This window comes from Pelagimonas phthalicica (genome assembly GCF_004364805.1).
GTDB classification, from domain to species: domain Bacteria; phylum Pseudomonadota; class Alphaproteobacteria; order Rhodobacterales; family Rhodobacteraceae; genus Pelagimonas; species Pelagimonas phthalicica.
In genome coordinates, this window is the sequence record NZ_SOAP01000001.1 from 576,434 (window position 1) to 589,473 (window position 13,040).

The 13,040-nt window shown below is 58.5% G+C and carries 13 protein-coding genes; 5 read left to right on the plus strand and 8 right to left on the minus strand.

What is annotated here, in order from left to right; translation table 11 throughout:
* Nucleotides 1-53: 53 nt before the first annotated feature.
* The 7 genes from CLV87_RS02855 to CLV87_RS02885 all read right to left on the minus strand — a co-directional run bounded on the left by CLV87_RS02855 (nt 54) and on the right by CLV87_RS02885 (nt 8,566).
* Nucleotides 54-1,064 carry a Gfo/Idh/MocA family protein gene (locus CLV87_RS02855; protein WP_099243536.1) on the minus strand — a complete coding sequence of 337 codons (1,011 nt, stop codon included), beginning with the start codon at nt 1,062-1,064 and terminating at the stop codon, nt 54-56.
* On the minus strand, nt 1,061-2,155 hold the full coding sequence (locus tag CLV87_RS02860) for an ABC transporter ATP-binding protein (protein ID WP_099243535.1): 1,095 nt from the start codon (nt 2,153-2,155) through the stop codon (nt 1,061-1,063). Before CLV87_RS02860 ends, CLV87_RS02855 begins: the two co-directional genes overlap by 4 nt.
* Entirely contained in the window at nt 2,152-3,231 is a 1,080-nt protein-coding gene (locus CLV87_RS02865; protein ID WP_099243534.1) for a carbohydrate ABC transporter permease, read from the minus strand. The genes CLV87_RS02860 and CLV87_RS02865 overlap by 4 nt, the downstream gene beginning before the upstream one ends.
* Nucleotides 3,232-3,461: 230 nt before the next feature.
* Nucleotides 3,462-4,886 carry a carbohydrate ABC transporter permease gene (locus tag CLV87_RS02870; RefSeq protein ID WP_133840672.1) on the minus strand — a complete coding sequence of 475 codons (1,425 nt, stop codon included), beginning with the start codon at nt 4,884-4,886 and terminating at the stop codon, nt 3,462-3,464.
* 107 nt (nt 4,887-4,993) lie between these two features.
* Nucleotides 4,994-6,277 (minus strand): ABC transporter substrate-binding protein, encoded by a 1,284-nt coding sequence (locus CLV87_RS02875; RefSeq protein WP_099243533.1) that lies wholly within the window; start codon nt 6,275-6,277, stop codon nt 4,994-4,996.
* Between the two features lie 395 nt (nt 6,278-6,672).
* Nucleotides 6,673-7,482 (minus strand): metallophosphoesterase, encoded by an 810-nt coding sequence (locus tag CLV87_RS02880; RefSeq protein WP_099243532.1) that lies wholly within the window; start codon nt 7,480-7,482, stop codon nt 6,673-6,675.
* Between the two features lie 172 nt (nt 7,483-7,654).
* Entirely contained in the window at nt 7,655-8,566 is a 912-nt protein-coding gene (locus CLV87_RS02885; RefSeq protein WP_099244837.1) for a Gfo/Idh/MocA family protein, read from the minus strand.
* 157 nt (nt 8,567-8,723) lie between these two features.
* Here CLV87_RS02885 and CLV87_RS02890 point away from each other — a divergent pair, with 157 nt between their 5' ends.
* The 3 genes from CLV87_RS02890 (at nt 8,724) to CLV87_RS02900 (ending at nt 11,280) form a co-directional block, all read left to right on the plus strand.
* Nucleotides 8,724-9,533: an ABC transporter substrate-binding protein gene (locus tag CLV87_RS02890; RefSeq protein ID WP_099243531.1), complete on the plus strand. Its 810-nt coding sequence runs from the start codon at nt 8,724-8,726 to the stop codon at nt 9,531-9,533.
* A 200-nt stretch (nt 9,534-9,733) separates the two neighbouring features.
* Nucleotides 9,734-10,552: an amino acid ABC transporter permease gene (locus CLV87_RS02895; protein ID WP_099243530.1), complete on the plus strand. Its 819-nt coding sequence runs from the start codon at nt 9,734-9,736 to the stop codon at nt 10,550-10,552.
* A complete protein-coding gene (locus tag CLV87_RS02900; protein WP_099243529.1) occupies nt 10,552-11,280 on the plus strand; it encodes an amino acid ABC transporter ATP-binding protein in 729 nt (242 codons plus the stop codon). Before CLV87_RS02895 ends, CLV87_RS02900 begins: the two co-directional genes overlap by 1 nt.
* A gap of 35 nt (nt 11,281-11,315) precedes the next feature.
* Here CLV87_RS02900 and CLV87_RS02905 read toward each other — a convergent pair whose 3' ends face one another.
* Entirely contained in the window at nt 11,316-11,711 is a 396-nt protein-coding gene (locus tag CLV87_RS02905; RefSeq protein ID WP_099243528.1) for a cupin domain-containing protein, read from the minus strand.
* Nucleotides 11,712-11,885: 174 nt separating this feature from the next.
* Here CLV87_RS02905 and CLV87_RS02910 point away from each other — a divergent pair, with 174 nt between their 5' ends.
* Together CLV87_RS02910 and CLV87_RS02915 are read left to right on the plus strand one after the other, a co-directional pair.
* Nucleotides 11,886-12,425, plus strand: coding sequence for a MarR family winged helix-turn-helix transcriptional regulator (locus CLV87_RS02910; RefSeq protein WP_099243527.1), 540 nt, complete (start codon nt 11,886-11,888; stop codon nt 12,423-12,425).
* Between the two features lie 70 nt (nt 12,426-12,495).
* A complete protein-coding gene (locus CLV87_RS02915; protein WP_099243526.1) occupies nt 12,496-12,894 on the plus strand; it encodes a rhodanese-like domain-containing protein in 399 nt (132 codons plus the stop codon).
* Nucleotides 12,895-13,040 lie beyond the last annotated feature (146 nt).

The window sequence follows — 13,040 nt, forward strand, 5'->3', positions numbered from 1 at the left end:
GCAAAACTTTTGCAAATTCCATCAATGGAATTTGGATGCACCCCGCCTGTCTGTTACTCCAAAATGATTGTGCGTTTCGCCTTGGCTGACGCTTCCAGCGCATCAATCAACCGATGCACCTCCAAGGCCTCCCGCCCTGAGACCAAAGGCGCGCGCCCTGTCTGCAACGCCTCAACAAAATCCTCGATCACAAAACGGTGCCAATCGCTGGTAAAGGCCATCGGATCCGCCCCCGCGCCCGAGCTGGCCGCTTGCCCGATGGTTTCCTCGCGCCCATCTTGCCAACTGACCTGCAACAGCCCTGCCTCCAGATGGACCGAGCCCTTGGCGAAATGCAGGGTGATCGTCTCCCCCCGCCCCGGAAAGCTTGCCGTGGTGGCAAAGACCTGCCCAACCGCACCGGTCTCAAAGCGCAGGCCGGCACAGACAAAATCTTCGGCCTCCATCTGGTGAAAGCCGGTTGTGGCGCTCATGGCGGACACCTCAGCCACCGGCCCGGTCAAGGACAGCATCAGATCCAGCGTATGGATCGCCTGGCTGATCATCACCCCACCACCATCGCGTGCATAACTGCCGCGCCCCGGCTCATCGTAATAGGCCTGCCCACGCCACCAGGGCACATTGACCTCGGCCATGCGCAATGCGCCCAGTTCAGGCAGCAATTTGCGCAGATCCGCCACCACCGGACGGGCGCGATGTTGCAGCATGATGCCCAAAGGCACCTCCGCCGCCTCACATAGCTCAACCAGCTCCGTCGCTGCTGCCAAAGTCCGCTCAACCGGTTTTTCCATCAGGATCGGTTTGCCCGCCGAAACCAGCTCTTGCACGATGTGCCTTCGGGCATTGGGTGGCGTGGTCAGCAGCACAAAATCCACATCCGACGCGGCAATTTCAGCGACAGCCCCTGCCGCGGCCGCGCCCAGATCCGGCCAATCCGATAAAAAACGCGCCCGGGACTCTGCCGAGCGCGCATAAACATAGGCCAGATCAACCATATCGGAGTTTCGGATGGCATCGCCAAAGGTGCGCGACACCATGCCCAATCCGATCAAAGCCACCTTCATCGGGTCAACCCCATGGCTTTTTCATCCGCGTCAAATAGATGAAAGGATTCCGTCGGAAAGCTGACCCCAATCTCCTGCCCCTTTTGCAGCGGGATCTGATGGGCGTGCTGCACCGTCAGTTTGTCCCCATTGGCGAACTCAGCATAGATATAGGTCACCGCGCCGAGCTGCTCAAAGTTTTGCACGGTCACGGTTTCATCACCCTTGCCCTCCAGATCGACATGGATGTTTTCCGGGCGAATGCCCAGGGTCACCTTGCCGTTCCGAGGCTCCGCCACCGGAACGTCGCGGACCATCCCGCAGTCCAGCGTCATGACATTGCCGTCCAGCGATCCTTCGAGGAAATTCATCTGCGGCGCGCCGAGGAACCCGGCGACAAACTTGTTCGCCGGGTTGTTATAAAGATCCAGGGGGCGGCCCACCTGTTCGATATAGCCACCGCGCAGCACCACAATGCGATCGGCCATGGTCATAGCTTCGATCTGATCATGGGTCACATAGATCATCGTATTGCCAAGCTTTGCATGCAGATCCGAAATCTCGACCCGCATTTGCAGGCGCAATTCCGCATCGAGGTTCGACAAAGGTTCGTCAAACAGGAAGATGATCGGTTCGCGCACAATGGCGCGCCCGATGGCCACCCGCTGGCGCTGACCGCCCGACAGCTGGCCGGGGCGGCGGCTCATCAGATGGTCGATTTGCAGCAGTTTGGCCGCATCATCGATGCGCTTTTGGATCTCAGCCTTGTCCATGCGCAGGTTTTCCAGGCCAAAGCTCAGGTTCTGCGCGATGGTCATATGCGGGTACAAAGCATAGCTTTGAAACACCATGGACAGCCCCCGTTCCGAGGCTGGCACCGTGTTCACCCGCCGCCCTTCGAGATTGATATCCCCCGAGGTCGGATCATCCAGCCCCGCAATCAGGCGCAGCAAAGTAGATTTGCCACAGCCCGAGGGGCCAACAAAGACGATGAATTCGCCCTCTTCGATCTCAAGATCAATGCCATGGATCACGTCCACATTGCCAAAGCTCTTGCGAATATCCTTGAGCTGCAGCGCGTGGGGTTTTGCTGAGGTTGCTGTGTCGTTCATTTCAGACCTGTCGTGGCAATGCCGGTGGTGATGAAGCGCTGCAACCAGACGAACACAAGTGTGATCGGGATCAGCGTCACCACGGTCATGGCGAGGATATAGTGGAAATTGGTGTCGAATTCGCCCGCAAACTGGGTCAGGCCCAATTGCAGCGTATGGGTGGCAGGATCAGAGATCAGCACGATCAGCGGCCACAGGAAATCATTCCAGCGCCAGATCACGCTCAGGATTGCCAATACCGACAGCGCAGGCAGCGAGAGCGGGATGATGATACGCCAGAAAATCCGCCACTCCGAGGCCGCATCCATGCGCGCCGCCTCAAGCAGTTCATCCGGGATGGTCAGCATATATTGGCGCAGTAGGAACACACCGGTGGGCGTTGCCGCCGCCGGGATGATCACTCCCCAGAGCGAACCAAAAATGCCAAAGCTCCAGACCACAAAGAACAGCGAGACCAGAATGATCGAGCTCGGGATCAGCAGCGTCGCCACGATCAGAATGGTAAAGGTCAACCGGCCCTTGAAACGGTATTTTGACAGCGCAAAGGCCGCCATGGCGTTGATCAGCAGCGTGATCAGCGTCGCCACCACGGTCACAAAGACCGAGTTGTAGAGATAGGTGAAGAATTGGAAATTATCCTGCCCGTTCCGTTTCAGGATCGGGTCCAGATAGTTTTCTGTCGCCACGCGCATCTCTTCATGCGGAGACAGGCTTTTGCGTGGAACTTTGAACACCTCATCGGGCTGATCCACCAGCGCCACATCGGTCAGCTTGCGGGTCGGCCCCGCCTTATAGACCAGCTGCGTGCTGCCATCCTCAGCCGTATAGACCCAGATATCCTTGGGGCCGACGCCCGTGATCTCTTGGCTGATCTGGCTCATCGGGGCAAGACGGGTGTCAAAGCTTTCCACCGCCGTGTCCGATTTGATCGAGCTGAAAAAGGTCCAGAGCACTGGTACAAGGATCACCAGCACACCGACCAACAGATAGGCATAGGCCAGGAAATCCTGGATCGAAAATGTCTCGGCGGTGTCCTTGTTGCCCTTGGTGCGGGTCAGGAAGGTCGCTACGCTCATTTAGTTTCCTCCCCCTTGTTTGGAGAACCGGCACGGAATCAAGGCCCTTGGGCCGCCGTGCCAGCGCCGACCCGCCCCCACGGGGCGGCGCTTAGGTGAGGTAAGCACTACCGACGTTAGCTCGCTCAGACTTAGTGTGGATAAAGTGGCAAACATGACCGGCAGATGCGCCCCCCCGCGGGTCGGCGCTGGCACGGCTAGCGCCACGGATTTAGAAACGTAGGTCTGCATTACAGGTCCGACTGCCTCCGCGTGATCCAGAGTTGGAAGAAGGTAAAGACCGCAATCACCACCGCCATCAGGATCGACCCAGCCGCAGCTTGGCCGTAATCCGGGTGATCGTTGGAAAACGCCACTTCGTAAATGTTTTGCACCACCATAAATGTCTCGCGGCCCGGGCCACCACCCGTGAGCAGATAGACCTCGTCAAAGATCTGGAAGCTGCGGATGAGCGAGAGCACCAGCACCACCGTCAAGGTCGGCATGACCAGCGGCAGGGTGATGCGATAAAAGGCCCGGAACGGCTTGGTCGCGTCCATCTTGGCGGCCTCATAAAGATCGCGCGGGATGGCCTGCAGGCCCGCCAGCAGGATCAGCATATAGAATCCCATATGGCTCCAGCAGAAAACAAAGACCAACCAAAAGAACGGCCAGCCGGTATTGGGTGTCACCAGCCAGTTGATCGGACGGTAACGGCCAAAGCTGAACACGCTATCAAACTGGATCGCCAGCAGCAGCGCGACACATAAAATACCCGCGCCGATCACCACGAGGCGTGCCGCACTTTGGCCCGACGAGACAACCCAATAAAGGCCCGCGCCCAAGGCCAGCCCCAGCCAGCCAAAACCGCCCATGCCAATCAGGCTCAACGGTTGCGCCCAATAGACCAGCAACGCCAAAAGCGCGCCAAAGACCCCTGCCCAACTGGCCGATGGCCCATCATTGCCGCGCAAGGTGCGCTCGGACACGATCAACAGGATCACCGCGAACAGCACCGTGGCCACCATATCAAAGCCGCTTAACCCTGCCAGCCCGGTCATGGCCTCGCGCGCCTCGCCGATGCTGGCATTCAGCGCGCCTTTGCGGTGCAGCACCCAGTTCCAGATATTGGCAATGACAACCGGCGACAGCATCACCGGGTAAAAGAACATCGCCCGCCAAAATCCGCGCCCCTTGATATTCTGGTTAACCACCAACGCCGTGATCAGCGCAACAACGCAGAGGATCGGCACCTGAATGGCGGCAAACCACAGCGTGTTGAACATGCCGGTCCAGAAATTATAGCCCGGATTGGTGCAGGTCTTGGGCGTAAAAATGCTCTCGCAATTGAAGATCTCGCCATATTTTTCCCAGCCCACCCAGGGCCGATCAAACAGCGAAATCGACGCGCCGCCGGTGAAGGAGACGTAGAAATTCAGGATCACAGGCAAAAAGGTGAAAAAGCCAAAGATCAGCATATTGGGCAGCAACAGCGCATAGGGCACGCCGCCCCGCCCCCAAACGCTCTGGGCCAGTTCCACCGGGAACCCCAGCAGATCCATAAAGAATTGTGGCACTTGGCGGAGCGTATAGCTGCGCCGCTTCAAGAGCCAGATCGCCCCGCCAAGCCCCCAAAAGAGGGCGGCAAAGGCTACGACAAAGCCTGCAGGTGTCATGAATTGTCCCGTTCGCCTGGGTGAGGCCCAAAGACATCCGCCCAGTCAGCGAAAGCCCAAGAGCAAAGGGCGGGCACACGCGGCCCCCGCCCCGGTTTGGTCACGCCTTACTGGTTGGCGTTGGTGTCCAGCTCTTCCTGGATTTTGACCATGGCTTCGTCCAGCGACAGCTCACCATTCAGAGCACCGCCGATATATTTGACCGTGGCGTTATACATCACGAACCCCTTTGGGCTGCCCTGCAGCTGGTAGGCCTGCGGTGTCTGCTCGGCCGCTGCCGCTGCCATAGCGGTAAAGGCCGCCAGACCATTGGCCACAGCTTCTGTTGCGCCGGCACCGGTGTAATCCAGCCCTTCGGCCTGCAAACCGGAATGGGCCGGGATCGCATAGGTCTTGGTATACCACTCCTTGGCGATCTCATCGCTGCCCATCCAGGCCACGAATTTGGCGGCTGCTTCTTCCTGAGCGGCATCACCGGATTTGAACGCCACCAGACCAGCACCGCCCGGCATCACGCCACAGCCCGCCGGGCCACACGGCACTGGCGCCACTGTCCAGTCGAACTTGTCGCCAACATTGTTCTGCACATTGCCGGTGTTCCAGGACCCAGACATGTAAAACGCCACATCCTGGTTAAAGAACATCTCGTTGCCATTGGCATATTTCGCACCGGACACGGCAGGCCAGACATCCGGCGGCATCAGGCCAGATTTGTGCCAATCGATCATCAGCTGTGAAAACGCCTTGAACCCGTCATCGGCGATCAGCTTGCCATCATCGCTGAAATAGGCTGCACCATAAGACATGGCCGGGCCCGCCATACGGTGGCCCGAGCGATCCATGACCATCCCGGCATAAGACCCGGTCTTATCCATGACCTCGGCAGTCGCCGCCGCCCAGTCTTCCCAGGTTGCGCCCGGTGCTGGCACGTCAACCTCGGCCTCTTCGAACATGGTCAGGTTCACATAAGGCCCCGTGACGGTCATTTCAGTGTGGAAGCCAAAGATGCCATCCGGCGCGCCTGCACGATACCACGGCAGAACCGCGCCATAATTCGCTTCCCAAGTGGCGGCGTCCACAAAAGGCGTCAGGTCAACATAGTGCGGGTTCAGCCCCCCCAGATTGGTGACAAAGGCCAGATCCGGCCCGCTTCCCGCCTCAAGCTGGATCGGCAATTGCTCGCGGATCACATTGTAACCCACCGCGTTCAGAGTGATGGTCACGTCCGGATTAGCGGCCTGATAACGCTCGGCCAATTCCTTGACCAGGCCCGCCTTGCCATCCACATCCGAGATCATCAGGTCGATCTCCACCGCTTGCGCGGCCCCTGCGACCAGCATGGCCAAAGCCGATACCGACCCCGCCAATTTCATCCCTTTGAGATGCATCATTTCACATTTCCTCCCATGTGTCTCGTCCCGCCTTAAAGGCAGGTGATAGCTCGATAGTGTGAAAGCAAACGGGCTGGGTCAACTGCTGACACGCGGCTCATGGCGAAAATTGATCTATTATTGCTACACATTAAGGGCCTGTTGATCAGGCACCCGTTCCGAATATGGCGCGAACATCATCGAAAATTCAGGAAAACGCGGTTTGGACATCCGAATCACTTTGGCGAATGAACGCAAACCACCGCCCCGCCCCGCGCGATCACACCGCCTGTTGAGGTGTATCAATTTCTGGCAAACCCACCGTCATGCCATTCCCGACATCAGGGTTTCTTTGGGCCAAAAATATCCCGGGGAGTCCCAAGCCTGCTTGGGACGGGGCAGCGCCCCCTCCGCCCTCACGCCCAATCTTCCCAATCATTGCCATGCCACACCACCTCGCCCTCCCAGGCAAAGGGGATCTGATGGATGACCACATCCTCACCACGTAGCAAAATCACCCGATAAGACGGCTCCAGCGGCCCGGAGGGGGATTTGTCCGACGGGGCGAGATTGGGGATGGTCTGATGCACGGTCGAGGTCACGCCGGAAAACGCAATTCCCGCCATCGTTCCACATAGCGACTCATGCACATGGCCGAAAAAGATGTGGCGGATCTTGTGTTGGAACAGCTTCAACAGGCTGCGCAGCTCCGCCTGATCCGCCCTGTTCAGAGACAGCTCGTCACTGCAGGGATCGCCCAGATCCAGAATATTGTGGTGAAAAAACAAAAGCACCGGTCCGGGCAAGTCCAGTTGATCGCGCAGCCAGGCGCGGCGTTTTTCGCAGAATTCTCCCCAATGCACCTTGGGGCGCACCGTGTCGCAATAGATCAGCCGCAGGTCCCCGACCTGATCGCAATGATTGACAAAACCATTCAGATCAATGCTTTGATCCGGAAAATGCTCCAGAAACACCGCGCGATCATCGTGATTGCCAATCATTAAGCGCACCGGCATCGGCGGCAATCGAAGCGCTTGTTTCAAGGCTTTGTAGGCGTCGGGATTGGCGTGATGGGTCAGGTCCCCGCTGATCACCAGACGCGTCGCATCGGCGTGATGCTCGGTCATATGACCAAAGGCGCGCGCCAGCCTTTCATGTGGATCGATACCTTCGACCAGCCCACCCGGCGCGCAGAGGTGAATATCTGAAAGATGAATGATCTTCATGCCAACCCCAAATCCATGCCTCAAATTAGGTCCGTTCTAGCGACCGGCTCTAACAGCTTTGCGACACAATAAAGGGATTTGAGGATGAGAGGGGGTTGGGGGCGCTGCCCCATCGCGGGCAAGCCCGCGATTCCCCGGGATATTTTTGGCCCAAAGAAACCAGGGGCGCTTGTTACCAATCAAAAGCGTCGGTTTCGATCCGTTTGCCCAGCATCAGGGCATCGGCCACATGGCGCAGGGGCGAGAGGTCCATGTCGATCTCTTTTGCCCGCACCAGCTGAGCCATCTGTGCATAAAGGCCCGGATATTCCCCGGGCACCACCGGATCAGCCCCGGCCTCGACACCGTCGATGGTCATATGCTCGCCGCCATGGGTCAGATGCAGCTTGCCCGCCTCAGTCCAGACCTCGACATCCCAGGTTTGCGGCCCTTCTTGGCGCCAATCGAAATCGGCGCTCACATTGTCGGTGAACTGCAATTGCGCGGCGATGGGAGTCTGGCGATTGGCAGGAAAGCTCAACTCTGCCCCCAGCAGATGCACCGGCGCGGGCAGGATCTTGGTCATCACCGACAGCGCATTGATGCCCGGATCAAAGACGCCCATCCCGCCGGGGTCAAAGACCCAATCCTGACCGGGATGCCATTTGCGCACATCCTCGCGCCAGGTGATGTGGCAGCGGGTTATGGTCTTGTCCGCCAGCCAATCCCGCGCCGCCGCGACGCGGTTGGCCTCGCGCGAATGCCAGGTTGCAAACAGGCTCACCCCAGCCTTGCGCGCCATGTCTTCCAGCGCGTGGCATTCCGACAGGGTCGCGCCGGGGGGCTTTTCCAACATGACATGACGCCCCGCCGCAATGGCGCGGCGGGCAAAGTCAAAGCGCGGCACCGGCGGCATACACATGGAAATTACCGAAATATCAGGATGGGCCGCCATCATCTCGTCCAGATCCGTATAGGCTGGGATACCCTCGACCGAGCCCTGGCGCGAACAGGTGGCGGCGAGCTTCCAATCGGGGCTGGCAGCGATGCTGGGGATATGCTGATCCCGGGCGATCTTGCCCACGCCAACCAAGGCTATTTTCATCATCACACTCCCCTTTTCGCGCGCTCTGTCGTTTCAGACGCAGGTGTTAGCGCAATCGCCCCCCAAGTCAATGGGGCCGTCAATGGCACAAGACGGTCTGGACATCCGGCGCGTTGAGGCGTTCAATCACCGCAAAATTCAACAGCGAGGATAATTCATGCGAGTCTTGACCACATTGGCCGCGCTTTTGCTGGCCACCACCGCCAGCGCCGAAACCTGCGCCACCGGCAAAACCCTCAAGGAGGGCGTACTGACCGTCGCCACCGGTAACCCGGCCTATTTCCCTTGGGTGATCGATGACGCCCCCGAAAGCGGCCAGGGTTTTGAGGCCGCTGTCGCATATGCTTTGGCAGCGGAAATGGGCTTTGGCGCTGATCAGGTGGAATGGACCCGCACCAGCTTTGATCAGGCGATTCAGCCGGGCGCAAAGGAGTTCGACATCAACCTTCAGCAATATTCCATCACGCCCGAGCGTGAGGAAATGGTTGATTTTTCCGACCCCTATTACACTTCGGCCATGGCGGTTCTAACCACCAAATCGGTGGTCGAGGCCGGGGCGAGCGCCGATGTTGCCTCGTTGAAATCGCTGGTCTGGGGGGCGGATGCCAATACCACTGCTGTGCCCATGCTCACCGATCTGATCGCGCCGGAAAAAGCGCCGCTTTTGTATGATGACAATGCCGATGTCACCGCCGCCATGCAGGCGGGCCAGATTGATGCGGCGCTGTTTGATTTGCCCACCGCGCTGTACCTTTCGGCTGTGGTGCTGAATGACGGCGCATTGCTGGGGCAATTTCCGGCGGATCGCAGCGAAAACCCCGATCAGTTCGGCATGTTGATGGAGAAAGGGTCGGCGCTCAAGGAATGCGTCAACGCGGCTTTGGCATCGCTCAAGGACAGCGGCAAGCTGGCCGAGATCGAGGCCGAATGGATGCAGGCCACCACCGGTGTTCCGCTGATCAAGTAACCCTTTGGTCAGGTTTGGCCGCCTGCGTACGCTGGGGGCTTACCGCCCGGATTGGTGGCCAAACCTTTCTGACGACAGCAGTTTTGCGCCTCACACCGCATCGATCTCGCTGGAGAGATATTACCCGATCTTAACGAAGTTGACTCCTGTCAACTTTTCCCTATCCAGCGCGCAACCGGATTTGCATTCGCAGGAGTCCCATGCCCACCCAAACCCGCCGACAAATGTTCGAGGCGCGCCAGCGTCGTCGCGCCAATACCATTGCTGCTGCTTCGACCCTGGCGGTGTTTGTGGCGGTGATCGTGCTGATCCCGCTGACGCCGGGCTGGGAAAATGTGCAGCGCAGCTTTTTCAATGGGGCGGTGTTTGCCAAAACCTTTCCCGGTCTGTTGAACGCCTTTGTCATGGATGTGGCGATTTTCCTGTGGTGTGCGCCGCTGATTGCGCTTTTGGGATTGGCGGTGGCGATTGCGCGGGATCTGCGCAGCCCGGCGCTTTACCCGCTGCGGCTGTTGGCGATTGCCTATACGGATATTTTCCGCGGTCTGCCGGTCATTCTGGTGATCTACCTGATCGGCTTCGGCATTCCGGGGCTTGGCCTGCCGCGCCCGTGGAATTCGCCTTATATCTGGGGCTCGCTCGCCCTGATCCTGGTCTATGCTTCCTATGTGGCCGAGGTCATCCGGTCGGGCATTGAGAGCATCCATGACAGCCAGCGCAACGCCGCCCTGTCACTGGGCCTATCGGGGTCGGATACCATGCGTTTTGTCATCCTGCCCCAGGCCATTCGCCGTGTCGTGCCTGCCAATATGAACCTCTTTGTGGCCTTGCAAAAAGACGTGGCCCTGCTGAGCTTTATCGGCCCGGTCGAGATCTTTCGTCAGGCCGGGGTCTACAAATCCCTCATGGCCAATTTCACCCCTTATGTAGGCGCGGCGCTGATCTTTCTGGCGCTGACCATCCCGGCCACAAGATACGCGGATTATCTGATGAACAAACAAGCGAGCGCGCGCAGCTGATGGGTGATCTTGTTCTTGAAAACGTGCAGAAAGCCTTTGGTGACAACCCGGTTATTCGCGGCATTGATCTGAACGTGGCGCGCGGTGAGATGATCTGTCTGATCGGCGCGTCTGGCTCGGGGAAATCCACGCTGTTGCGCTGTATGAACCTGCTGGAACCCATTGATGATGGGCGTATTTTGCTGGATGGCGAGGATATCTCGGAACCTGGGCGCGATCCGCAACCGGTGCGTCAGCGCATTGGCATGGTGTTTCAAAGCTACAACCTGTTTCCCCATATGACCGCGCTGGAAAACGCCATGCTGGCTCCGCGTCGCAATCTGGGCAAGTCCAAGACCGAGCTGCGTGAGCCGTTGGCGCAGATGTTTGAACGCTTTGGGCTGGGGGACCGGATGAACCACTATCCCGACCAACTGTCGGGCGGGCAGCAGCAGCGTGTGGCGATCATCCGGGCGCTGGCGATGCAGCCGGAAATCATGCTGTTTGACGAGATCACCTCGGCGCTGGATCCGGAATTGGTCGGCGAAGTGCTGGACGTGCTGCGTGATCTGCGCGCGCAAGGCATGACCATGGTTCTGGCCACCCACGAGATGGGGTTTGCCCGGGAATTGGCGGACAAGGTCTGTTTCCTGGACCAGGGCCGCATCCTTGAAGAAGGGCCACCGGAACAGATCTTTGACACGCCAAAAGAAGAGCGGACGCGGGCGTTTTTGTCTCGGGTTTTGTGAAGAATGGCAGGGGATAACCCTGCCATCCACAGTACTCACTGATCGACCGGAACGATGTCGAGCACAAAGAAATGCGCCTCTTTGCCGGTGTTCTTCACCCAGTGATCCACCCCTTGGCTTTCCATGATTGCGGTCCCGACCGGAACAGGGGTTTCAACCTCGCCCTGCACGTCGATCACGCCCTCGCCTTTGATAACAAAATAAGCCCCCGGGCGCGTGCTGTGATCATGGCGGGCCACGACGCCACCGGGGGCCAGTTTGACCTGGCGAATGCGCAGTTGAAACCCTTCCATCGCCGGGATCTGCGCACCAAGTTCCAGCGCATCACGACCAAACACACTGACTCCTTTGTGTTCCGTCGGGGCCTCATGCGCGAGGCTGGAGGTTGCGGTGGTTAGAATGAGGGCGGTCGCAGTGAGGAAATGTTTCATTCTCGGTCTCCTGAAAGTCTTTGTGGAATGGGTCGCGTGACCCGGTGTGACACCTGATTTAACTTAACCAACTTAAGTAATTAAATAACATTACTTGAAGCAGTTTTTACTTTACGTGTGCTGCAATCAAGCTAGAGTCGGCTGTCACGCACTGTCTGTTCAGCTGAGGAGCCCATGACGCAGCCAACTGACCTCCCCCGGCCCTTTCCTTTGACGGCATCACGGTCGGCCTTGCTGAAAGACGGCGAAGATCACGAGCTGCGGCAGCTGCTTTATGAAGTGACAGCCTTGTCCGCGCGGATCGAGGCCATGCGCGCCCAGTTTTCCAAACGGCTTGGGATTTCGTCCCCGCAATACAGTATCCTGCTTTACGTGGCGCAAAACCAGGGCCGGGACGGTCTGACCTTGACGGCCATCGCCGAGGCGCTGCATGTCAGCGGCCCACATGTGACCAAGGAATCAAAAGCCTTGGTTGAGATGGGGTTGCTGCAAAAACGCCCCAACCCCGCCGATGGGCGCAGCAGTCTTTTGCAAAGCACGAAGAAAAGCGATCATGCCATCGCCGAGCTTGCGCCCATTCTGCGCGCTGTGAATGACAGTCTTTTTCAATCGCTCAGCGCAGAGAGGTTCACCGAGTTGGTTTCAAGCGTGCATGACACCTTGCTCGACGCTGACCGGACACTGGCGCGGTTGCCTTACTTTCTCGACCAATAACGCGCCTTGTTACCGCCTGTGGGATGCATTCCGTCTCCCCCCTGCGCAACCTGCCCCAAAGGACCCAGATATGCCCAAACTCAAACTCTCTTCCGCCGAGATGGTCGCCCAATCCCGCGCCCGTATTCGTGAGATTGAAACGCCTAACCTGATCGCCTTGGTTGATGATCCCAATACGGTCATCGTGGATATTCGCGACATCCGGGAACGCCAGCGCTCGGGCTTTATTCCCGGGTCCTTTCATGCGCCGCGCGGGATGCTGGAATTTTGGGTTGATCCGGACAGCCCCTATTTCAAAGAGATCTTTGGCGAGGAGAAGCAATTTGTGCTGCATTGCGCCTCGGGCTGGCGCTCGGCCATTTCGGCGGCGACGCTGTGCGACATGGGATTCGAAGTCGCCCATCTGCGCGAAGGATTTTCCACCTGGGAGGCGCAGGGCGGCCCGGTCGAATTTCCCGGAAAAACCTGAAACCGCGCGAAAAGCCATGAATACCCGACCCTGATCGCGGCATTTCAAGCAAAGGAATGCCTTAGGGTCAGGTTTTCCGTCGTTGACTCAATCGGCGCGGCTGGATGATCATCAAATCACTTGCCCGACAAGGATTTTTTGAGAGG